At 34.9% G+C, this 21,695-nt stretch carries 19 protein-coding genes and 1 other RNA gene; 13 read left to right on the plus strand and 7 right to left on the minus strand.

Annotation, left to right across the window (positions count from 1 at the left end):
• Window positions 1–47: 47 nt before the first annotated feature.
• Entirely contained in the window at window positions 48–782 is a 735-nt protein-coding gene (locus EF513_RS02780; protein WP_125215897.1) for a queuosine precursor transporter, read from the minus strand.
• Between the two features lie 158 nt (window positions 783–940).
• Here EF513_RS02780 and EF513_RS02785 point away from each other — a divergent pair, with 158 nt between their 5' ends.
• Window positions 941–1,945 (plus strand): ankyrin repeat domain-containing protein, encoded by a 1,005-nt coding sequence (locus EF513_RS02785; protein WP_125215898.1) that lies wholly within the window; start codon window positions 941–943, stop codon window positions 1,943–1,945.
• A gap of 88 nt (window positions 1,946–2,033) precedes the next feature.
• Here EF513_RS02785 and EF513_RS02790 read toward each other — a convergent pair whose 3' ends face one another.
• Complete coding sequence (locus EF513_RS02790) at window positions 2,034–2,972, minus strand: GDP-L-fucose synthase family protein (RefSeq protein ID WP_125215899.1); 939 nt, start codon at window positions 2,970–2,972, stop codon at window positions 2,034–2,036.
• A gap of 98 nt (window positions 2,973–3,070) precedes the next feature.
• Here EF513_RS02790 and EF513_RS02795 point away from each other — a divergent pair, with 98 nt between their 5' ends.
• From EF513_RS02795 to EF513_RS02820, 6 genes are all read left to right on the plus strand, one after another.
• The gene (locus EF513_RS02795; protein WP_125215900.1) at window positions 3,071–4,381 is read left to right on the plus strand and encodes a DegT/DnrJ/EryC1/StrS family aminotransferase; all 1,311 of its coding nucleotides are present in this window, start codon (window positions 3,071–3,073) and stop codon (window positions 4,379–4,381) included.
• Window positions 4,374–5,366 (plus strand): NAD-dependent epimerase/dehydratase family protein, encoded by a 993-nt coding sequence (locus EF513_RS02800; RefSeq protein WP_125215901.1) that lies wholly within the window; start codon window positions 4,374–4,376, stop codon window positions 5,364–5,366. The genes EF513_RS02795 and EF513_RS02800 overlap by 8 nt, the downstream gene beginning before the upstream one ends.
• Window positions 5,353–6,366, plus strand: a complete 1,014-nt coding sequence (locus EF513_RS02805) for an NAD-dependent epimerase/dehydratase family protein (RefSeq protein WP_125215902.1) — start codon at window positions 5,353–5,355, stop codon at window positions 6,364–6,366. The genes EF513_RS02800 and EF513_RS02805 overlap by 14 nt, the downstream gene beginning before the upstream one ends.
• Complete coding sequence (locus EF513_RS02810) at window positions 6,363–7,070, plus strand: SDR family NAD(P)-dependent oxidoreductase (RefSeq protein WP_125215903.1); 708 nt, start codon at window positions 6,363–6,365, stop codon at window positions 7,068–7,070. Before EF513_RS02805 ends, EF513_RS02810 begins: the two co-directional genes overlap by 4 nt.
• A gap of 503 nt (window positions 7,071–7,573) precedes the next feature.
• Complete coding sequence (locus EF513_RS02815; RefSeq protein ID WP_125215904.1) at window positions 7,574–8,314, plus strand: phytanoyl-CoA dioxygenase family protein; 741 nt, start codon at window positions 7,574–7,576, stop codon at window positions 8,312–8,314.
• A gap of 297 nt (window positions 8,315–8,611) precedes the next feature.
• Complete coding sequence (locus tag EF513_RS02820; protein ID WP_125215905.1) at window positions 8,612–9,655, plus strand: endonuclease/exonuclease/phosphatase family protein; 1,044 nt, start codon at window positions 8,612–8,614, stop codon at window positions 9,653–9,655.
• 155 nt (window positions 9,656–9,810) lie between these two features.
• Here EF513_RS02820 and rnpB read toward each other — a convergent pair.
• The 5 genes from rnpB to uvrA all read right to left on the minus strand — a co-directional run bounded on the left by rnpB (window position 9,811) and on the right by uvrA (window position 15,848).
• Window positions 9,811–10,205, minus strand: an RNA gene (gene rnpB / locus EF513_RS02825) — RNase P RNA component class A.
• Between the two features lie 37 nt (window positions 10,206–10,242).
• Window positions 10,243–10,671, minus strand: coding sequence for a DnaJ domain-containing protein (locus tag EF513_RS08040; protein ID WP_241208589.1), 429 nt, complete (start codon window positions 10,669–10,671; stop codon window positions 10,243–10,245).
• Window positions 10,671–11,558, minus strand: a complete 888-nt coding sequence (locus EF513_RS02835; RefSeq protein ID WP_125215906.1) for a division plane positioning ATPase MipZ — start codon at window positions 11,556–11,558, stop codon at window positions 10,671–10,673. The genes EF513_RS08040 and EF513_RS02835 overlap by 1 nt, the downstream gene beginning before the upstream one ends.
• A gap of 738 nt (window positions 11,559–12,296) precedes the next feature.
• Window positions 12,297–12,764: an Hsp20/alpha crystallin family protein gene (locus tag EF513_RS02840; RefSeq protein WP_125215907.1), complete on the minus strand. Its 468-nt coding sequence runs from the start codon at window positions 12,762–12,764 to the stop codon at window positions 12,297–12,299.
• Between the two features lie 216 nt (window positions 12,765–12,980).
• The gene (gene uvrA, locus EF513_RS02845; RefSeq protein ID WP_125216845.1) at window positions 12,981–15,848 is read right to left on the minus strand and encodes an excinuclease ABC subunit UvrA; all 2,868 of its coding nucleotides are present in this window, start codon (window positions 15,846–15,848) and stop codon (window positions 12,981–12,983) included.
• 114 nt (window positions 15,849–15,962) lie between these two features.
• Here uvrA and ssb point away from each other — a divergent pair, with 114 nt between their 5' ends.
• The 6 genes from ssb to EF513_RS02875 all read left to right on the plus strand — a co-directional run bounded on the left by ssb (window position 15,963) and on the right by EF513_RS02875 (window position 21,646).
• The gene (ssb, locus tag EF513_RS02850) at window positions 15,963–16,406 is read left to right on the plus strand and encodes a single-stranded DNA-binding protein (protein WP_125215908.1); all 444 of its coding nucleotides are present in this window, start codon (window positions 15,963–15,965) and stop codon (window positions 16,404–16,406) included.
• A gap of 98 nt (window positions 16,407–16,504) precedes the next feature.
• On the plus strand, window positions 16,505–17,743 hold the full coding sequence (locus EF513_RS02855) for a dicarboxylate/amino acid:cation symporter (protein WP_125215909.1): 1,239 nt from the start codon (window positions 16,505–16,507) through the stop codon (window positions 17,741–17,743).
• The gene (locus EF513_RS02860; protein ID WP_125215910.1) at window positions 17,740–18,435 is read left to right on the plus strand and encodes a lysophospholipid acyltransferase family protein; all 696 of its coding nucleotides are present in this window, start codon (window positions 17,740–17,742) and stop codon (window positions 18,433–18,435) included. The genes EF513_RS02855 and EF513_RS02860 overlap by 4 nt, the downstream gene beginning before the upstream one ends.
• On the plus strand, window positions 18,432–19,694 hold the full coding sequence (locus EF513_RS02865; RefSeq protein ID WP_125215911.1) for a 3-deoxy-D-manno-octulosonic acid transferase: 1,263 nt from the start codon (window positions 18,432–18,434) through the stop codon (window positions 19,692–19,694). The genes EF513_RS02860 and EF513_RS02865 overlap by 4 nt, the downstream gene beginning before the upstream one ends.
• Window positions 19,654–20,631, plus strand: a complete 978-nt coding sequence (lpxK, locus tag EF513_RS02870) for a tetraacyldisaccharide 4'-kinase (protein WP_125215912.1) — start codon at window positions 19,654–19,656, stop codon at window positions 20,629–20,631. The genes EF513_RS02865 and lpxK overlap by 41 nt, the downstream gene beginning before the upstream one ends.
• The gene (locus EF513_RS02875) at window positions 20,615–21,646 is read left to right on the plus strand and encodes a glycosyltransferase family 4 protein (RefSeq protein WP_125215913.1); all 1,032 of its coding nucleotides are present in this window, start codon (window positions 20,615–20,617) and stop codon (window positions 21,644–21,646) included. The genes lpxK and EF513_RS02875 overlap by 17 nt, the downstream gene beginning before the upstream one ends.
• The last annotated feature ends 49 nt before the right edge of the window (window positions 21,647–21,695 follow it).

Genomic DNA, 21,695 nt, shown 5'->3' on the forward strand with positions numbered 1-21,695 from the left:
AAATCTTATTAAAAAACAGATGATTTAGACGCAGCTCAAAAATCAAATTAAAACCACTTATATTTTAATTTGTAATCATAAATATCTATTTTATCTAATTGCTTAACTAGACTTACAATTTTAAAACTGATTGGAGAACAGCATGATGCAATCATTATTTTTATAACTACTTGAGTATACAACATTTGCCATAAAATTTTATGGTCAATCAATCCTAAAAAAGCAATTATAAAGAAAATAATACTTTCGCAAATTACCCCTATTGAGGTACTGGCAATTGAACGCAGTTTAAAAAAACTACCCTTAAATTTCACTTTGCTTTTAGACATTACCATAGAATTGATAAACTCACCTATAATATAAGAAACTATTGAAGCTGCAAAAATGCGATAAGAACTGGCAAAGATTTTATCAAAATTAGCAGCATGTTCATCTAAAGGAGGCATAATAGTAACTATATATATCATTAGCGAAGCAAGAATATTAATTAACAACCCACTCCAGATAATTTTACGGGTGGCAGTAAATCCATACACTTCAGTTAAGATATCATTCATCACATAAGTAAAGGGGAAAAATAAAAATCCTGCGTCAAATACATAGCCATAAATTAGAACCAGCTTGTTAGAGGTAATATTAGATATTACTAAAACCACAGTGTATAATAGAGCTATAATTAGCATGATTAAGCTAATTTTAGAATTATTCTCATTGCTAAATTTTAAATTAAAATTTTGCTGTTGGTGCATAAAGCTAGCTTTATTACCAAAATTGTTGTTCATAGCATCCTTACAAGCATAAAAATTTTATAAGCTTTTAATAGGTTTTAAATTCTATTTTTAATATTTAATCTAGATTTTGAAAAGGATTTTTAGTAAAAAATTAATTTAGAAAAATTTAGTTATATTATTCTATCAAACAAGAACTTAAGGAGAGAAAGATGCCCCAATATAATAATACTCAAACTAATTTTAAACAACAAGCAAGCTCTTCTCCACAAACTTTACCTATATTACATCAAGCGGTAAAGCAAGGAGGGCCTGCTGTAAAAAAATTATTAATGGAAAATCGTAACTGCTTATATGAGATGGATCAATTTGGTGACTCTGCTGCGCATCTTGCTGCTTCGTTAGGAGATTTTCACTCATTAATTATAATATTAGGACTCGATTCAGCTCAAAAAAATATTTTGATAAACGCTAGAAATAGTAAACACCTTACTCCTTTACATTTAGCAGCCCAAAATGGTCATCAGATTGTTATTCAAGAATTACTTAAGATGGGAGCAGACCAGGATGTTCAAGGCGGGCCAATTATAAACCAAGAGACCAAGCAACAATTAAATGCTACTCCATTAGAATATGCGGTAACACTTAACCATTTTGAGGCAGTGGAAATATTATTATTGAGTGGAGTTGATGTAACTTTACATAGCGCCCTTGGCACTAATCCTCTCACAGCAGCTATAAATAATGAAAATGCAAAACTAGTGAAATTGTTAGTACCCCATTATATTGCTAAAGGTGCCATAGATATCATTAAATCAGCTAAAAATATGGCAGGCAGCGAAAGTATTTACAATCATGAAATTTATCAATATTTAACCCAGGTAGTTGCTAATGATAATGCCTTTCCATCGCCACAGCAGGCTTCATTTACCGTGCCAGCAGAAAAGCCAGTTGAGTTACATAATCGTAAAAATCCAGAAGCTTCTAATTTAACAGCTGCAACTACTACAACGCCATTTTTTGATTTTAGAGGAAAATTGTTAGGTAATGGCGGATTAGAGGGAAGCTCTTCACATGTGGCGCAAGTAACACAAAGTAGGCAACCCCAACCTATTACTCCAACTAGCCATACAAGCTTAACTACCAAGCCACCTATTACAACAAAACGTGCTTTTGACTTAAAAGGAAAATTTACTGGTAATAAAGGGATTTATTAACATTTAATATTCATTAAAAATAACCACCTTAAATAATAAATTTCCCCTTGTATTAATTCTTGGGGAAATTTATTAACACTAAATCTACTTAAACCAACTCAGCCGCATTCTGTTTAAATTTGGTATAAACTTTTTCGATTCCTACTTTTAAAGAAGTTTTCGGTTGCCAGCCCATGGCAAATAAATTAGTAGAATCTAAACATTTGCGTGGAATACCGTCCGGCTTAGAAACATCATTTATAATTTTTCCTTCAAAGCCAACAATACCAGCTATCAATCTGGCAAGCTCTAAAATTGAAATTTCCTGCTGCGTCCCCACATTAATTATTTCAGGTGAGTTATAATTATGCATCAGAAAAATAAAAGCGTTTGCTACATCATCGGCAAAAATAAATTCGCGTAATGGTTTCCCACTTCCCCATATCACCACTTGGGAATCATTATTAATTTTAGCTTGGTGTAATTTTTGTAAAAGTGCAGGGATTACATGAGAATTATTAGGATCATAATGATCATTAAGACCATAAGCATTAGTAGGCATAGGTACGATCGCATTAAACCCATATTGCTTATGATATGCCTGGCACATAATAATACCATTTTGCTTAGCAGTAGCATATGCAATATTGGTTGGTTCTACTTTCCCTGTAAACAGAGCTTCTTCCTTCATCGGCTGAGCAATTTCACGCGGGTAGGTACAAGCCGAACCTGGAAACAATAATTTTTTGACACCATACTTATAAGCTGCATTAATCACATTACTCTGCATTTGAGTATTATTATAAATAAATTCGGCCGTAAGCGTATTATTAGCTACAATACCACCTACCTTTGCAGCCAGATGAAATACATATTCAGGTCGCTTTTGCTCAAATAGTCGCTCTACCTCTAGCTGATTAGTTAAATCAGCATCACCTGATGCCACTAAAATTAGATTTTTATAACCCTCTTGCTGTAATTGATGAGTTAAGCTACTCCCAATTAACCCACTAAAACCTGTAACTAATATTTGAGAATCTTTTTGCATATGACAACTTTTTTGATTGTTTTCTACTTTTGGTTTTGATAGAACTATCACTATTTTATAGATTTTAAAATAAGTTTTTTAAGTAAAAAGGCAGCAAAATGGACCAACATATCCAAAATATTTTTGAAAACGTTATCGAATATTGTAAAAAGAATTACAACTTTCAGTTTAATCCTAATAATCCAGTTGTGCGCTTACATGAACCAACTTTTGGCGCAGAAGAAATTAATGCGTTAATTGCACAGCTTATGAGCACTAACGTGACTATGGGCCCAAGAGTTAAACAATTTGAAGAAAATTATTGTACCAAATTTGGCCATAAATATGGAGTATCCAACAACTCTGGTTCCTCTGCTAACCTTCTTGCCGTAGCTGCCCTGACTAATCCCGCTTTTAAAGACCATTTACGCCCAGGCGATGAGGTAATTGTGCCTGCTCTTTCATGGTCTACTACTGTTTGGCCGATTATCCAATGTGGGCTAATTCCAGTTTTTGTAGATTGTGATATTAATACTTTTAATCTTGATCTTAATAAACTTGAGCAAGCTATTACTCCTAAAACCAGAGCTATTAAGTTAGTACACGTCTATGGCAATCCATGCCATATGGATGAAATTATGGCGCTAGCCCGCAAGCATAATTTATTTATTATTGAAGACTCATGTGAATCAATGGGAGCTACTTATAAGGGTAAGTATGTTGGCACTTTTGGCGATATCGGTACTTTTAGCTTTTATTATTCCCATCATATTACTACTCTTGAAGGAGGCATTAGCGTAACTAATAACTTTGAACTAGCTGAGCTTATGAGAGTGTTACGCGCCCATGGTTGGACCAGGCAAATTGATGAAAGAGAAAAATATGAGCAAATGCATGCTGACATTGATCCACGCTTTATTTTTATCAATTTAGGTTACAATTTAAGGCTCACTGAGATACAAGCTGCTATGGGGATTGAGCAATTTAAAAAGTTTGATGATTTAATTGCTGTTAGAAAAAACAATGCTAAAATTTTACGCCGTGAGTTGGAAGAATTATCCGATCTTTTCTCCTTCCAAAATATTACTGCAGAATCAGAAAGTACCTGGTTTGGTTTCTCATTAATTTTAAAAGAAAAGGCTAAATTCACCAAAAATGAGCTGGGCAAATATTTACATGCCCAAAATATTGAAAACAGACCCATTATTGCTGGCAATATGTCAAAACATCCAGCACTTCAAATGTATGAACATAAAATCGGCAGTACTTTAGAAAATAGTAACAATATTATGGATAACGGTATTGCTGTAGGCTGCCATCATGCCATGAATGAAGAGGCCTGCCTGTATATTACGAATCACATCAAGCAGTTTGTTAAAGAACATGCTAACCACACTTCAAATTTAGAAATGAGCGCTGCAAATGTCTAAACAAAAAATACTAATATGCGGCGCTACCGGCTTTATTGGTAGAAATGCTGTAAATTATTTCTGCAACAAACCTGAATATGAAGTGCATGCAGTACATTTTAACCGCCCTACCTATGACGTTCCGAATGTAACTTGGCATCATGCCGACCTACGAAACCCTGCTGATATTGAAAGAGTAGTAAATGGCGTAGATATCATTATTCAAGCAGCAGCTACCACCTCTGGTGCTAAAGATATTGTAACCAAACCATATATTCATGTAACTGATAATGCGGTAATGAATTCTTATTTATTTAGAACTGCATTTGAAAAAAAAATTAAACATGTAGTATTTTTTAGCTGTACGGTAATGTATCATTCTAGCGAAACTTTACTTAAAGAAGAGGACTTTGATGCAAATAAACCTATGCATCCCCGTTATTTCGGCGTAGGCAATACTAAAGTTTATATTGAAAAAATGGCCGAATTTTTTGCAGGTATTGGTGAAACTAAATATACTGTAATTAGGCATTCCAATATTTATGGTCCTTATGATAAGTTTGATTTTGAACGCAGCCATGTATTTGGCGCTACAGTATCTAAAGTTATGCTGGCCGAAGATAAAATTAGCGTATGGGGAACCGGCGAAGAAGAACGTGATTTGCTACATGCAAGCGATTTAAACAGATTTATTGAACTTGCTTTATTGAAGCAACCAGAGAAATTTAGATTGTATAATTGCGGCTTAGGGGTTGCAACCTCTATTAAAGATCTGGTTCATAAAATTATTAAACATTCTAGTAAAACCCTTAAAATTGAGCATGATTTATCTCAACCTACTATTAAAACCAGCTTGGCGCTAGATTGTTCACTTGCCCAAGGCGAGCTCGGCTGGCAGCCTCAAATTAATTTAGATGATGGTATTGCCCACACTCTAAGCTGGTGGAAAGAAAATATTAATCCTCAAACTCTCAAACCTAAGGAAAACATCAATGAACTTTTATAAAGGAAAATCCGTTCTAGTGACTGGCGGAACTGGCTTAATAGGTAGACCACTAGTTAAAATGTTGATTGACGCCGGAGCTCATGTAACCGTAGCTTCACTTGATGATGCTTCACGCATTCCTCTAGGTGCTAAATTTGTTTATACGGATCTGCGTGAGTTTTCTAACTGTATGGCTGCCTGTACGGATAAAGAGATTGTATTTCATTTGGCAGGAGTAAAAGGTTCACCTGCAATGACTGCTCAGCGCCCGGCAAGCTTTTTTGTACCTACCATGAGTTTTAATATTAACATGATGGAAGCAGCACGCAGGCAGGGCGCTGAAAGATATCTTTTTACTAGCTCGGTCGGCGTATATGCACCTGCGGAAGTTTTTTATGAAAACTCTGTTTGGTCAACTTTCCCCTCACCTAATGATAGATTTGCCGGTTGGGCAAAAAGAATGGGAGAATTACAGGCAGAAAGTTATAAAATTGAATATGATTGGGACAAAATATCTATAGTTCGTCCAGCAAATGTTTATGGCCCTTATGATAATTTTGATCCTAATAATGCAATGGTAATTCCTTCATTAATTCATCGAGTAATGAGTGGGGAAGCACCTCTAACCGTATGGGGTGATGGTTCTCCGATTAGAGATTTTATTTTTGCAGATGACGTAGCTCGCGGTATGATGTTAGCGGTTGAAAAGGGTATTAATGAACCTATTAACCTAGGCAGCGGTAGTGGGGCTACTATTAAGGAAGTTGCAGAAATTGTATGTAAATATGCACCTCATGGTCCGGTTGAATTAAAATTTGATCCAACTAAACCAAAGGGCGACGCTAAGCGCATTATGGATATGGAACGTGCCAACAAATATGGCTTTGAATGCAAGACATCACTTGAAGAAGGGATTAAGCGTACTATTGACTGGTATATAAATTTTAAAGATGAAGCCGGCAAGCGTTATAACGCTTTTACTGAAGAGGTTCATTTACCACCAGCAAAAGAACTCGCATGAGCAAAACTTTAGTGATTACAGGTGGAACCAGCCTTATTGGCGAAAGCATAGTAAGACTCTTCCATAGCCAGGGATTTAATATCGTTTTTACCTATCACACTAGCTATACTAAAGCAGAAACGCTGGCTAGCGACTTAGGTAACCATAACATTACTAAATATCAACTTGATTTAGCTGATAATCTTCAGCTATTAAGGTTTGTAGAGTATCTTAGCAGTAATTTTAACTCAATTGATGTTTTAATAAATAATGGAGCTATGTTACCCGCCAGGAGGCCTGTTGAAGAATATAGTTGGGAAGAAATAGATCAAATTCTTTTCACTAATACTAATGCCACCTTTAAGCTTTGCCATGGTTTATTATCATTAATGCGCCAAAATGGTGGCTCGATTATCAATATTTCTTCTGAAGCAGCAAAGTTTGGCGGTAACCAAATGACCTTATACTCAGCTTCTAAAGGAGCCTTAAATAGTTTTATTCTAGGTTTTGCGCGCGAAGTTGGTAAATATCATATCCGGGTAAATAATATTAGCCCTGCAATTATTAAAGATGAACAAGAAGTTTTACCTGAAGAGTTACTGAAAACATTGCCCTTAGGCAGGGCAGGCTATCCTATAGATGTAGCTAATACCGCATATTGGCTTTGCCAAGATTCAGCCAGATACATCTCAGGCACTACATTGACTATTAGTGGTGGTAGATAACTAATAGTACCAACAAAGATTACTGCGTATGTTGCACAAGATGGTGGATACGCAGTAAATTTCAGAGAGGTAAAAGCCAAGTTTTTATTAGGCTTAGACCCTGGAGTTGGAGCTGAACGCAACTTCAATTATTTTTAACTAGGTTTTTTGAAGGTTTTTAAGTAAGGGAGCTTTAATAATATTGTTAGCCGAGAACGAACAAATACCCTGGCAAAAAGTTGGTATATTTCAAAAAATATTTTAAAACTGGAAGGCAACAATGCCTTTCTATAAGAAATATTTATCAAATCTAATGCAGCTAACCAGCTCTTTTTGATATTAATCATTACCTTTCTCTCAGCTGGCGTTTCGATTTATCGAAGGGTAGTTATAGGGCTTATTTCTTGAGTGTTTTAATAGGATTTTCCTAAGTAGTTCTCCTCCAATTTAGCTTGACAAGTAACCGTTAAAAACTATTAATTGTATATTACTTAACAAATTCCATTATAAGGCATGAAAAATTTATGAATCAAGATTTATCATTTTTTAAAGACAGAGAGCTTGCATTAAAATTTTATCAAGAAAATGGTTATTTTATTGAAAAAAATATTTTTAACTCCGACCTTTGCGATCAAATTATTCAAAATGGCCTTAAACTTAAAGAAGATTTAGGTAACGAAGTCTTTGCACCTTTAATGATGCCACATCGTCATGATAAATTATTTCTTGAAGCTATGGCACATCCTAAATTAGTTGAAATTATGTCTATTCTCGTAGGCGGAGATGTATCAGGCTTACAGACAGAAATGTTCTTTTGTAAACCAGGTACCAGAGGTTTTGCATCTCATCAGGATAATTTTTTTGTTGAAGCTGGTAAAGAGGTGTTTGCCTCAGCTTGGGTTGCCTTAACTGATACTTCTTATGAAAATGGCGGACTTATAGCTTATCCCGGCACTCATAAAGAAGATATTCTACCTACACGTAAAATAAGGGTAGAAAATTCTGCCGGGCAAGATCCTAATGCTAATAATGAAGAAGTGGTCATTCCAGAAATTTATAAACCAATTAATGCTATAGTGCCTAAGGGCGCTGCATTTTTTATTCACGGTAATTTAGTACATGCTTCGAATATGAACCAATCTAATGGATTTAGATATGTGCTCCTTTGCACTTATATTAAAACTGGTGAACCATTTAGACCCGGCAACCACGCTAAACGCAAAGAAATTCCGTTAAGCAACAATCAAACCTTAACTGCCTGCTAGTTAACTCTCAGGGTTTGATACTCATTAGAGTTACAGTAATGTAGAGCACTCTCGAGGTAGACTGTTTTTTTAAACAGTCTACCTTATAACCTGCTACCCAAAACCAAATAACCTTATATGCCACCTAAACACAGAAATTATTTTATAATCTGTTTTTATGCATTTGATTGATTTTCTAAGGAATTTATTACAACGAAGCTTGATATTTTTATACATTACAATTTTCTATTAACAAACGTTTAATTTTATGGTAATGTTAATGGTGAATTAATATTTTTAAGCTTACAGGTTATTTTTATGTTTTTAGGTATTCTAATTGCCCTTGTTATAGCTGTGTCCATAACTTATGCAGCTATTAAACTTATAGCAAGCATATATAACTTTTTTATATCCAATAAGCGTACTCGCACTCAAGAGCGCGCTCCAAACAAAAACAAAACTAAAACCAGGCAATCTAACCATTCTCCTAGCCAACATCAGGAGCAAGATACCGGGCCAGTATTTACAGGGGGAAATTTAACAAAACTACAAAAATTTCAAGCCAATATTTTACAAGGTAAGCTATCTGACCATCTGCCACAAATCTATGAAGTAGACGGCAAAAGAGTACTATCTTTTAATATTATGAATAAATGTAGTAAGTTTCAAAATGGCGGCTTTAATAATGGTTTTGGTATCATAGAAAATGACTCACAATATCAACAACGAATATCCAAATTAAGTGATATAATTGCTGAAATGAGGCAAAGCTTTAATATAGACTTTATATGCTTACAAGAAGCCCCTACAGCCAATAACCGAGCTTATCCAAGTCTTGCCCATAATAAATTAGGTTTAGCTCTAGCAGATGCCCAGCAAACAAATGGCACTAGTTCAGGGCTTATGACTTTCTATAATATTCACAAATTTCATCTTCAACATTATAATCAACAACCTCAGGCTGATCCTCAACAACAAGGCAGATTCATCACTACTCAATTTCAAAGTAATCATGGCAATCAACCTTTTAATATTTGCAATGTACATTTAGCATCACGGGCTTCCAGGTCAGTTCTTCTTGATTCCTATTTTAACCAGGGAAATGGCCTTAAAATTATGGTTGGTGATCATAATCAAGATTATGCTACCAATGTGGATCGTGGACTGTCAGGATGCATAGTGGCTCAATTAAAGGATACTAATATGGTTTACAATCCTGTAAACGGCAAACCTTATAAAACCACCGCAGACGCATTAATAGCTAAAGGAGCTATTTTAGTTCAAATGCAAGCTAGTGAGCAGCTACCATACCATGCAATGAACTATGCTACAGAACAATCTAGAGGATTTAGACAAAGATAATTATTAGCTATTCAATGCGAATAAAAATTGACTATAGCACCAACCTAAGGCTCGGCAGTTACACATATATTAAGCTTGTAGCAGGCCTTAGCTACATCAGATTAGCAACATTACAGCTTTAATGAATAATACACGGTAATTTTGAATAAATAGATAATTTAAGGTAGTCTATAAGCCGGATTCTGTACTGAAAAAATCAGCAGTCACTATTCATCTTGGCTTGTAATTACTCACAAGCTCATGCAACCTACCCAAACAGTATATCCTAAAGACAAAGGATTTTAAGGCTCACGCCTTAAAAACTGTTTATATTTGGTCTTGCTCCAGATGGGGTTTACCCTGCCTAAATTGTTACCAATTTAGCGGTGAGCTCTTACCTCGCCTTTTCACCCTTACATAAAAAACACCTAAGCACCTTTATGCGGTATATTTTCTGTGGCACTTTCCCTAAGGTCACCCTCGCCGGACGTTATCCGGCATCTTGCCTTTTGGAGTCCGGACTTTCCTCAAGCATTGTATTACCAATACCTGCAGTGACTCAACTACCTTAAATTAGTGGGAATTATAACAAATATTTTATAAGTTAGCTATAAGTCTTTTAGTAAAATTTGCTTGGCCTGATTAATTTTAATTGCAAAATAGTCACTACCACCCTTATCAGGATGAAATTTATTCATCATTTGCTTATAAGCATTATTAATTTCTTGCCTGCTAGGATTGCTAGTTGTAATACCTAAAATTTTTAGCGCTTCATCTTTATTCATACCATTATTTGAGTAATGAGTCTGAAAGTTTGATGGTTGAGGTCTGGGTCCAAATATTTGCTGCTTACCTATTATATTAAAAATGATCAGCAATATTATTACTAATAATAAGGCTTTGGCCCCAAAAATAAGCAACAAAAATAGTAACCCAATAAACCACTTAGCAGCCAAATATTGATTATAATTTATATAATTTAATTTATAAAAATATTTGGCAATCAAAAATTTAATAGCAAGTAACGCAAATATCATTATGCTGCCTCAGTATTATCATCGGCTTTAAACATCAAATCTGAACCGCTTAACGCTTCCTCAATTTTTTTTAATTTTAAGCTTTTTAAAAACATCCTCAGTTCTTGGCGTGCTGCAATGTGCGACATACTCAGCTGAATATTTTGCTGCTCTAAATCAAGCAGTGTAAGACCTTGTAAAAACAATTCCCTGAAAATTACCCTTTCTGAAAATCCAGCGATATAACTAAAACCTAAACGCTGTGAGAGCTTACTTAAAACCTCATTCACATTACGCTTATTTTTAGCATCAATATTGCTTAAACGGTTCCTAATTATTACCCATTCTATAGTTTCTTGATTGCGGGCAGCCTTTTTCATTTTATATTCCCAGACCATTTGCGCATAATGCGAAGGACGCTCAATTGATAAATCCGGTTTTACTTTAGCTATAACATCTAAATCAATAAAACTATCATTAAGGGGCGTAATAATAAGATCGGCATGAGAATGAGCAAGACTGGAAAGCGCAGTATTATTACCCGGTGTGTCGATCACAATAAAATCATTATGTTGGCATTGATCAAATGCTTCATTAAACAATCTCATTTCCTCTTCTTCACGTACTTTAATATCTTCTATTTTGCTTAGGGGAATAACAAAATGCTCTGGAAATTGCAGATTACTATTTTCTACTTTCATAGTTTGTTGGCGGTTTTCAATATATCTGGTTAAGCTTCTTTGCCTGATATCAACATCAATACTTGCCACCTTAAAGCCTAAGCAAATTAAACTAGAAATTAAATGCATAGCAGTAGTAGTTTTACCTGCCCCACCTTTTTCATTACCAATGACTAGTACAATTGCCGGCTTATTATCTAAGTGGCCGTTTTGTGCCCCAAATTTCATCATTTACCTCAAACTATTAAAGCTTTTATGTACTTAAAAAAGTATATTTCCTATTTCTATAATCACCTAAAAAAAATTTTAGGCAACTAAATTTGAATATTAATTATTTCATACATAAATGTTTCCATCACTTCATTTAAATTTCGATCCAGTCCATCAAGTTCTTCTTCACAGCTGTGATGCTCCAGACTTAAATTATGGGAATTAGCCAGAAAAGCTCGTACATTCCCTGAATATCCTGGCTTCCTTTGACAGCAGAATATAAGAAAGAATTCATATAGTACTAATCTCAATTTAATAGATTATGTGAATGATTGCGATCATAAAGCTATTTTTTAGTATTATTGCCTACAAAACTTAAAATAGCTTATATAATAGCTATCTATATCTGATAAATATTTATACATTTTCAGTGCAAAATTTAAGCAATAATGTCCGGAAATATTTTATAACAATTTAATGATAAAGCCCTGCATAATCATTAAGGCGTATTATAGTAAGCGTAATTAAATATTATTAAATTTTTGAATATAAGCTCGGCGTTAGCTACACCGAGCCGTTATGCTACTTAACTTAGGAATTAATATTTAATAGACTTCTTTATAAATACAATAACCAGAACATAAATAATGTTAACGTTAAAAGCCGTATCTTATTATACTCTCTATGCCAACTTTGAATTTAGGCTTTATTGCTTCTAAAAATATCTATATTCTATTGTTTGCAGTTAAATAAAACCTAATGCTTTTTGGACTCTTTATTTTGGATCTCAATTTTCTTAGAGCTTTCTTTGCTGGCAGTTTTAGGTATCACCACTTGCAAAATACCATCTTGAAAATCTGCTGAGATATGATCCATGTCAACCTCCATAGGCAAAGCTATAGAACGCATAAAATTACCATAACGGCATTCTTTTATATGATAGCTTGCTTCTTTTTCCTCATGCTCTTCTTTTTTGCTGCCCTTGATAGTAAGAAAGTTATGATTAATACTCAGATCTATATCCTTTTGACTTATCCCCGGCAGTTCTGCCTTAACCAAAATATGTTTGTCATCTTCTGTAACATCCATATGAGGCATAAATCTAATGCTATTCGGCTCAAAATCGGTATGTCCAAACCAATCTTGCATGGTGCGATCTACTTCCCTTCTTAATGAAGTGAGTAAATCTGATGTTTTATCTCTAAATGAAATTAAGTTAGCCATAAATACCTCTCTGAAAACTTATGCATTTCTAAGCTTGTTAAGAGAACAATGCTTTAAAATTCATAAGTTGGTTGCTAAAAAATCAACCTAACATTATGATTAATAGCACATTAGAGCCAGCAGCCCACCTTCCCTTCAAATAACTATTTAGAATATGCAAGTAGTGTTAAATATATAATGCCTAACCTAAAATAAATTTATAGGTTAAATTTGTGATTATTTCCCTTTTTGAACCAGATAATTTCTTAAATATTGACCGGTGATACTCTCTTTTACTTCTATCAATTCTTCAGGAGTACAGCTAGCTACAATGTAACCACCTTTATCACCACCACCTGGTCCCACATCAATTACATGGTCAGCTGTTTTAACTACATCTAAATTATGCTCAATAACCAATACAGTATTGCCTAATTCAACTAATTGATGAAGTACATGCAGCAACTTCTTAATATCATCAGAATGCAATCCGGTAGTTGGTTCGTCTAAAATATACAGCGTTTTACCGGTTGACCTACGTGATAACTCTTTAGCAAGCTTTACTCTCTGGGCTTCACCACCGGAAAGAGTAGTAGCAGACTGCCCTATTTTAATATACCCCAGGCCTACCTCTTTCAAAGCTACCATTTTTTCTTTAATTAACGGCACCTTATCAAAAAACTCTAGAGCAACATCTACTGTCATACTAAGCACATCAGCTATTGATTTGCCTTTATACTTGATTTCTAAAGTTTCACGGTTATAGCGTTCACCTTGGCATGCATCACACTTAACATAAACATCTGGCAAGAAATGCATTTCAATTTTAATTACCCCATCACCTTGACAGGTTTCACATCTGCCGCCCTTAACGTTAAATGAGAATCTACCTGGCTTATAACCTCTGGCTTTAGATTCAGGCAATGCTACGTACCAATCTCTAATCGGTCCGAAGGCCCCTGTATAAGTAGCCGGATTAGAACGCGGTGTACGACCAATAGGTGACTGATTAATATCAATAATTTTATCAATTGATTCTAAGCCGCTTAATCTATCATACTCACCCGGAATAGCTTTAGCACCTTCTAAATTTTTAATTGCCGCCTTGTAAAGAGTGTGGATAATTAAAGTGGATTTACCACCGCCTGATACCCCGGTTACCGCACAAAAGGTACCTAAAGGAATTTTAATATCACAATTATGAAGGTTATTTGATCTTGCACCTTCTAAAATTAAAAATTTGCCAGGATGGCCTTGGCGTCTGGTTGTAGGAATCTCAATATACTTTAAGCCTTTTAAATATTGGCCGGTAACACTATTAGGATCATTGGCTACTTCTTGCGGCGTACCTTGAGAAATAATCTGACCACCATACACTCCAGCACCTGGACCCACATCAACCAAGTAATCTGCTGCCATCATGGTTTCTTCATCATGCTCAACTACGATTACAGTATTTTGTAAATCCCTTAGATTCTTCAGCGTGCTAATTAGCCTAGTATTATCTGACTGATGTAATCCAATTGAAGGTTCGTCAAGCACATAAAGCACCCCTGTAAGCCCTGAACCGATTTGCGAAGCAAGCCTAATACGCTGACTTTCTCCACCAGATAAGGTTCCTGACTCGCGTGACAAAGTTAGATAATCTAATCCTACATTTTGTAAAAATTGTAAGCGCTCACCAATTTCTTTAATAATTTTTTCGGCAATCTGATTTTGCTGGCCATTTAAATATTCCGGCAAGGTTTCAAACCATTTAGTCATATCCCCAATAGTAAAACGGCATACTTGGCCAATACTAAGATCATTTATTTTAATACATAAGGCCTCTTGTTTCAGTCTATAACCATTACAAGTCTGACATGCACGGGTAGATTGATATTTTTCCAGCTCTTCTTTTAAACTATTATCATCGGCTTCTTTATATCTTTTATCTATATTACCAACTAGCCCTTCAAATGGCTTGGTCACCACCTGCTTTCTGATTCCATCGGTATAAGTCATTTCTATTTCTTCGGTACCACTACCAAAGAAAATGATATTTTTAATTTTATCAGGTAAATGCTTGAATGGCCTCTCGATATCAAAGTCATAATGTCTGCTTAAATTTTCTAATGTTTGCAATTGAAAACGCGACATATTTTCTGCCCATGGTGCAATAGCACCTTCTTTAAGAGATAAAGAAGGCTTGGGTACAATTAATTCCGGATCAAAGAAATTCTCTTTACCAATACCATCACAGGAAGTGCAAGCTCCATAGGGGCTATTGAACGAAAAAAGACGTGGTTCAATTTCAGCTATTTGAAAACCTGAAACCGGGCAAGAAAACCTTTCAGATAAGGTAATAATATCACCTATCTTTTTATCACCTTCATAACCTTCTGGCAGTTCAACAATTTCCACTTCAATTAGGCCGTTACTAAGCTTAAGAGCGGTTTCAATACTATCAGCCAGCCTGTTACCAAGCTCTTCATTCATTACTAAACGATCAACAATAACTTCAATATTATGTTTTTTCTTTTTGTCTAAAGTTGGAATTTCATCCAGCTCGGTAATTTCACCATCGATTTTAATCCGCTGAAATCCTTGCTTTTTAAATTGCAAAAATTCTTTACGAAACTCACCTTTTTGACCACGGGCAATGGGCGCCATTAAATAAATTTTGGTTTCATGTGGTAAAGCTTTAATAATATCGACCATTTGGGTTACAGTCTGACTCTCAATCGGCAAACCTGTTGCCGGAGAATAAGGCACACCTACGCGCGCATATAGCAAACGCATATAATCATAAATTTCAGTGATAGTTCCCACAGTGGAACGAGGATTTTTGGAAATAGTTTTTTGATCAATTGCAATAGCGGGAGAAAGCCCACTAATTGATTCTACATCCGGTTTATCTTGTAATTGTAAAAATTGACGCGCATAAGCCGATAAGCTTTCTACGTATCTTCTTTGGCCTTCAGCATATATAGTATCAAAGGCCAAGGAAGATTTACCGGAACCCGAAACGCCGGTGATAACTATTAATTTATTCCTTGGAATATCAATACTTATATTTTTCAAGTTATGCTGTTTTGCACCACGGACTGAAATATATTCTTCCATATTATTATTTACCACTGATTTTATATTTGCTAGTATCAATTCTTGCGAAGTATAATCACTTCTCAATTAATTAACAAGTGATTAAAAATAAATATATTTACTAAGAGGAAATTTATGGTTGGTAGTATTAATAAAGTTATTTTAGTTGGCAATGTAGGTAAAGACCCAGAAATTAGGACTACTCAGGATAATAAAGAGATTGCTAATTTTCCTATTGCCACCTCTGAATCTTGGCGTGATAAAGCTACCGGCGAAAGAAGAGACCGTACTGAGTGGCACAGAATTGTGATATTCAATGAAGGTTTAGTCAATATCATTAAAAATTATGTACACAAAGGTTCTAAATTATATATTGAAGGCAGCCTGCATACTAGAAAATGGAATGATAATAGCGGCGTAGAAAAATATACTACTGAGATTGTATTACAAGGTTATAATTGCACTTTAACCATCTTAGATAGCAAAAACTCCGGTGGGCAGAACACTTCCGAAAACTCACATGAAAATCAAGGCTCTGCATCTAACTTTGCAGATATGGATGATGAGATACCTTTCTAGCAAGGAGCATTAAAGGTTGCAAATTGCTTAAAAATTTGCTTATATTGAACCCTATCATTTAATGATGTATTAAGAAACTATAGGTAATTTATTAGCTGATGATATACAATTTACTTAAAAAGCCCCTGTGGATGCAGGTCATTGCTGCAGGATTCTTTGGTATTGTAATTGGCATTATCTTAGACGAACAAGCAGAATATTTAAAACCACTAGGTACTATTTTCATTAATTTGATTAAAATGGTAATTGTACCTCTTATTATCTTCTCATTAATCTCAGGCATTAACGCAGTAGGCTCTAATAGTAGAGCCTCCTCTATTGCAGTTCATTCTATTGTTGCTTTTTTTATTAGTGCATTTATTTCCGTAGTAATTGGCATTGTGACCGCAGTAATACTTAAACCCGGGCTTAATACCACCATCCCCCGTATTACTACCGAAGTGGCTCATGACCCCCATACTTCTCATAATATTTTAAGTGTTATTGAAAGCTTTGTTTCAGAAAACGCCATTCAATCGATGTGCGAGGGGAATATTATCCAGGTAATTATTTTTACCGTGTTAATTGGGCTGGCAATGTCAAGCATGCGTGAAAAATGTGCCAATGTAATTAAACTTAGCCATGAAATGTCAGCAGTTATTTTTAAGCTGATTGAAGGAATTGTAAAATTAGCTCCTATAGGGGTTTTTGGCTATCTGGCTTGGTCAGTGGGCACTCAAGGAATGGATGTACTGCTCAGTTTGGTAAAATTAATTGGTGCTATTATTGTTGGCTGCCTTATTCAATATATTTTATACGGCGTATATTTAAAAGTTTTTGCAGGACTCAATCCTGGACCTTTTTATAAAAAGATGTTTGAACCGCAAGTTTTAGCTTTCTCAACTAGCAGCAGCAAAGCTACTCTTACTACTATCATGCGCGTAATGCATGATAAATTAGGTGTTTCAAAGAACTCAATTAATTTCGTATTACCGATTGGAACCTCTATAAATATGAATGGCGGCGCTATCTACTTAACTGTGGCCAGCATATTTTTTGCCCAAAGCCTAGGTAAAGAGTTACAATTCATTGATTATTTTGTATTAGGCGTTACTTGTACCATTGGTTCAATTGGAGCAGCTGGTATTCCAAGCGGAATATTGCTATTTTTAGGTATGGCACTTAAGGCTATTGGCCTTCCTACCGAATATGTTGCTTTAATTGCTGGAATTGATAGAATTTTAGATATGTTTACTACTATGATTAATGTATTGGGTGATGCGGTAATTACCACTATCATTGATAAACGGCAAAACTGTCTTGATACTGATAAATATTATTCTATTAATAAAGAATGAAGTTTGACTTAAAAAAAAGATTTAAAGCAACCCTAAAATCTCAAGCAACGCTTACCTTGTTCGCGTTCTTAATTGCTTGCTATATTAAACTGTGTTTTTTAACTATCAGATGGCAAGGCGATGCTAAAAAGCAGCTTAAAAAATTTGCAAATCAATCCATTATTTTAGTTTTTTGGCATGGCAGAATGCTGATGATGCCTAAATTATGGCCCACTCCGCAACTGATGCATGTGTTAATTTCGCATCATCGCGACGGTGAACTTATCGCCAAAGTAATCCACTTTCTTGGCTATAATACTATCCGTGGCTCTTCAAGTAAAGGTGGATTCCAAGCTATCAAGCAAATTTTAAGAACGCTTAAAAACGAATCTGTTGCTATTACTCCTGATGGCCCTAGAGGTCCGTGCTTTCATCTTGGCGGCCATTTAATTGACATTGCGATGATGAGTCAGAGGCCTATAGTTTTTGCCTGCTTTGCTACCCAAAATGCTAAAATAGCCCGTTCATGGGATCAAATGATTATGCCTAAATTATTTAGCAAAGGTCACTTAGTGGTTTCTGAGCCTATTACCTTGCCAAAGGGTCTAGCTAAAGAAGATACCCAGCAAATAATTATAAAACTTAACCAAAAATTTTTAGAACTAACCCAACAAGCAGATACATTAGCCAATATTAAACTTGAATATTTATGATTTTATTAATTAAATTATATAAATTAATTACTTGGTTGGTTGAGCCTTTTGCTCGCTTTCATTTAATGAATCGGGTTAAAAAAGGGAAAGAAATTCCTTCTAGATATTTAGAAAAGCTGGGGGTTACTAATATCCAGCGTCCTCAAGGAAAGCTAGTTTGGATTCATGCGGCCAGTGTTGGCGAATCTTTATCCGCATTAAAACTGGTAGAGATCCTCCTTAAAGAACAAGAATATCAAGTATTATTTACTAGCTGTACCAAAGGTTCTGCTGATATTCTTAAGGATAAGCTGCCAGCTCCTGCTATCCATCAATTTGCACCACTTGATTTACCTCAAGCACTCAATAAATTTTTAACTCATTGGCAGCCAAATATTGTCATTATCTTTGAATCAGAAATTTGGCCCAATTTGGTTTTTAAAGTAGCTAAAACCATTCCTATATTTCTTTTAAATGCCAGACTTTCTGATAAAAGCTTTGCCAAATGGCTGAAAGTCAAAGCTATTGCCAAGCTAGTTATGAGTAAATATAAATTTATTCTACCTCAAAGTAAGGTGGATTATGATAAATTTGCTAACTTCTCAGATAAGCTACATTACTTAGGTAATCTTAAGGTCGATAGCGCTTTAACAACTAATTCTCAAATGGTAGCAAAACTTGAGAAGTCCTTACATGGCAGGCCTAATTGGGCAGCAGTCTCTACTCATTCCTACCAAGATGAAGAAATTATTGTATTAAAAGCGCATTTGAGTTTGCTTACCAGCCAGCCAGGTTTATTGCTAATTTTAGCGCCGCGCCATCCTAGCAGGTTAAGTGATGTAATCGCCCTATGTACCAGATTTAGCTTAACTTATGAATTACATACTAAGACTCAAGGTCAGATTAGTGAGCACACTCAAGTATATATTATTGATACAGTTGGAGAACTTGGTAATATTTTTAAAACTTCCAAAATTGTTTTCGTGGGTGGATCATTTAATCATATTAACGGTCATAATCCTATTGAGCCGGCTCATTTTGGTTGCGCCATTGTTACCGGCCCTAAATTTACTAATTTTACCAATATTTATAATGATCTTTTTGAGCACAAGGCCGCTTTAAAAATAGCAAACCAACAAGAATTAATAGATACTCTTGCCGAATTATTACTTAACCCCTCAAAATGTAATGACCTCGGTAACAATGCTTTAAAATTAATTTCTAACAATAGTAATTTAAGTGAACAAGCGTGGCAGTTTATTAAGTCTCAAGCAACCTAAGTTTTGGCAGCAATTTGGTCTAATAAACTTATTACTTACCCCCATATCTTTATTATATTTATTAGGATTTTACCTACGTAAGATTATTATTAAACCTATTAACCATACTATTCCTATCATTGTGGTTGGTAACTTAGTGGTAGGAGGCAGTGGTAAAACTCCTATTACCATTTGGTTGTATAAATTATGCAAGCAGCTTGGGTTTAAACCTTGTATACTCGCTAAAGGCTATCAAGGCAGTATTGCTGAAGCTTTACTTGTCACCAGCCAAAGCTCAAATGAAGTTGGCGATGAAGCCTTAATTTTAAGTAAAATTGGCCCCACCGTTATTAGCCGTGATCGCAAAGCAGGCATACAATATATTGAAACATTAAAACAATTTGATCTAATTATTATGGATGACGGATTACAAAATCCTTATATAAATCCAAATTTTAAGATTGTAGTGGTAGATGGCAACTATAAATTCGGTAATTGCTTGCCGCTGCCTGCCGGCCCTTTACGTGAGCCTCTTTGCGCCTTACAAGACATAGATGCAATTATTAGCTATGATCAACCGTTGAAAGTGAATTATAATACGCCTCAATTTATAGCTAGAATTAAAACCGAGTTTATTCCAGCACAGGAACAATATATCGCATTTGCCGGCATTGGTAGGCCAGAAAAGTTTTTTCTATTCTTACAAAGCTTAGGATGTAACTTAAAGCAAACTATTAGCTTTCCGGACCATTTTAATTATAACCAAGAATCAGAGCAATATCTGGTTGACCTGAGCAAAAATCTTCATTGTAAGCTTATTACCACTCGCAAAGATTATGTTAAGCTAACAAATAACTTACAAAAAATTATAAATGTTGTTGATATTGAAGCACAAATTGATAAAGCTGAGATATTAGCTAATTTAATTAAGGAAGTTTTAAGTGGTAAAAATACTTAACTGTATGCTCAGTAAAGGCTTAGGCGGAATTGAACAAGCTTTTATGGATTATAATGAAGCTTTATCGCAAAATTTTGCCGTAAATTCAGTATGCCATTTAAAATCGGCATTAAGTTTGAATAATAATTTTCTGACCCTAAATAGTATTGCCAACTGGGACATTCTAGCTAGCTTAAGATTAAAAAACATTATTGCCCAAAAACAAATAGATGTTTGTATTGCGCATGGCAATCGCCCTATTGCTTTATTAAGACGTGTAACTAAAAATAAATTACCGCTGATTGGTCTTGCCCATAATTACAATATGAAATATTTAAAAACTTGTGATTATGTGATTACAGTTACTAACCAATTAAGAGACCATATTATCAAGCAAGGGTTTAACCAGGATAAAGTATTTCATATTCCCAATATGGTGAAAATGCAGGAATTCAACCCGAATAAAAAATTCCACTCTCCGTTAGTATTAGGCAGTATGGGCAGGTTTGTAGCTAAGAAAGGCTTTGATCTAATTATTCAAGCAGTGCATAATTTACAAAAAGATGGGATTACGGTTAAGGCTATAATCGGCGGCGCTGGAGAAGAGGAAGCGAAGTTAAAACAACTAGCTAAAGATTTAAATATAGCTGAATTAATTTCCTTTCCAGGCTGGATCAACGACAAGGAGCAATTTTTCAAAGATATTGATATTTTTGTATTACCTTCTCATCATGAACCTTTTGGTATTGTAATGATTGAGTCGATGGTCAGATCTACCCCATTAATTAGCTCAACCTCAGAAGGACCCTATGAAGTAATTAAGCACAGGCAAGATGGCTTATTATTTAAAAAAGCAAGTGTTGCTGAGCTGGTTGAAAATATTAAACTGCTAACGAACAATGAAGATTTGCGTAGTTCTATTGTAAATAATGCTTATGAGTTGATTCAAAAAAGATTTTCATTAGATGGCGTGGCAGCACAACTGAAAGAAGTAATAGAATTGATTTATAAGGATTATTACCATAATAAGCTTTAAAACACCTAATGCTTAGCAAAAAGCTTGCTTGGATGGTAAACATTTATTA

The organism is Rickettsiales endosymbiont of Stachyamoeba lipophora, assembly GCF_003932735.1.
Lineage (GTDB): Bacteria > Pseudomonadota > Alphaproteobacteria > Rickettsiales > 33-17 > RICK01.

Coding starts and splice junctions, on each gene's coding strand:
- EF513_RS02780 (WP_125215897.1), bottom strand. CDS start 782: ATGAACAACAATTTTGGTAATAAAGCTAGCTTTATGCACCAACAGCAA.
- EF513_RS02785 (WP_125215898.1), top strand. CDS start 941: ATGCCCCAATATAATAATACTCAAACTAATTTTAAACAACAAGCAAGC.
- EF513_RS02790 (WP_125215899.1), bottom strand. CDS start 2,972: ATGCAAAAAGATTCTCAAATATTAGTTACAGGTTTTAGTGGGTTAATT.
- EF513_RS02795 (WP_125215900.1), top strand. CDS start 3,071: ATGGACCAACATATCCAAAATATTTTTGAAAACGTTATCGAATATTGT.
- EF513_RS02800 (WP_125215901.1), top strand. CDS start 4,374: ATGTCTAAACAAAAAATACTAATATGCGGCGCTACCGGCTTTATTGGT.
- EF513_RS02805 (WP_125215902.1), top strand. CDS start 5,353: ATGAACTTTTATAAAGGAAAATCCGTTCTAGTGACTGGCGGAACTGGC.
- EF513_RS02810 (WP_125215903.1), top strand. CDS start 6,363: ATGAGCAAAACTTTAGTGATTACAGGTGGAACCAGCCTTATTGGCGAA.
- EF513_RS02815 (WP_125215904.1), top strand. CDS start 7,574: ATGAATCAAGATTTATCATTTTTTAAAGACAGAGAGCTTGCATTAAAA.
- EF513_RS02820 (WP_125215905.1), top strand. CDS start 8,612: ATGTTTTTAGGTATTCTAATTGCCCTTGTTATAGCTGTGTCCATAACT.
- EF513_RS08040 (WP_241208589.1), bottom strand. CDS start 10,671: ATGATATTTGCGTTACTTGCTATTAAATTTTTGATTGCCAAATATTTT.
- EF513_RS02835 (WP_125215906.1), bottom strand. CDS start 11,558: ATGAAATTTGGGGCACAAAACGGCCACTTAGATAATAAGCCGGCAATT.
- EF513_RS02840 (WP_125215907.1), bottom strand. CDS start 12,764: ATGGCTAACTTAATTTCATTTAGAGATAAAACATCAGATTTACTCACT.
- uvrA (WP_125216845.1), bottom strand. CDS start 15,848: ATGGAAGAATATATTTCAGTCCGTGGTGCAAAACAGCATAACTTGAAA.
- ssb (WP_125215908.1), top strand. CDS start 15,963: ATGGTTGGTAGTATTAATAAAGTTATTTTAGTTGGCAATGTAGGTAAA.
- EF513_RS02855 (WP_125215909.1), top strand. CDS start 16,505: ATGATATACAATTTACTTAAAAAGCCCCTGTGGATGCAGGTCATTGCT.
- EF513_RS02860 (WP_125215910.1), top strand. CDS start 17,740: ATGAAGTTTGACTTAAAAAAAAGATTTAAAGCAACCCTAAAATCTCAA.
- EF513_RS02865 (WP_125215911.1), top strand. CDS start 18,432: ATGATTTTATTAATTAAATTATATAAATTAATTACTTGGTTGGTTGAG.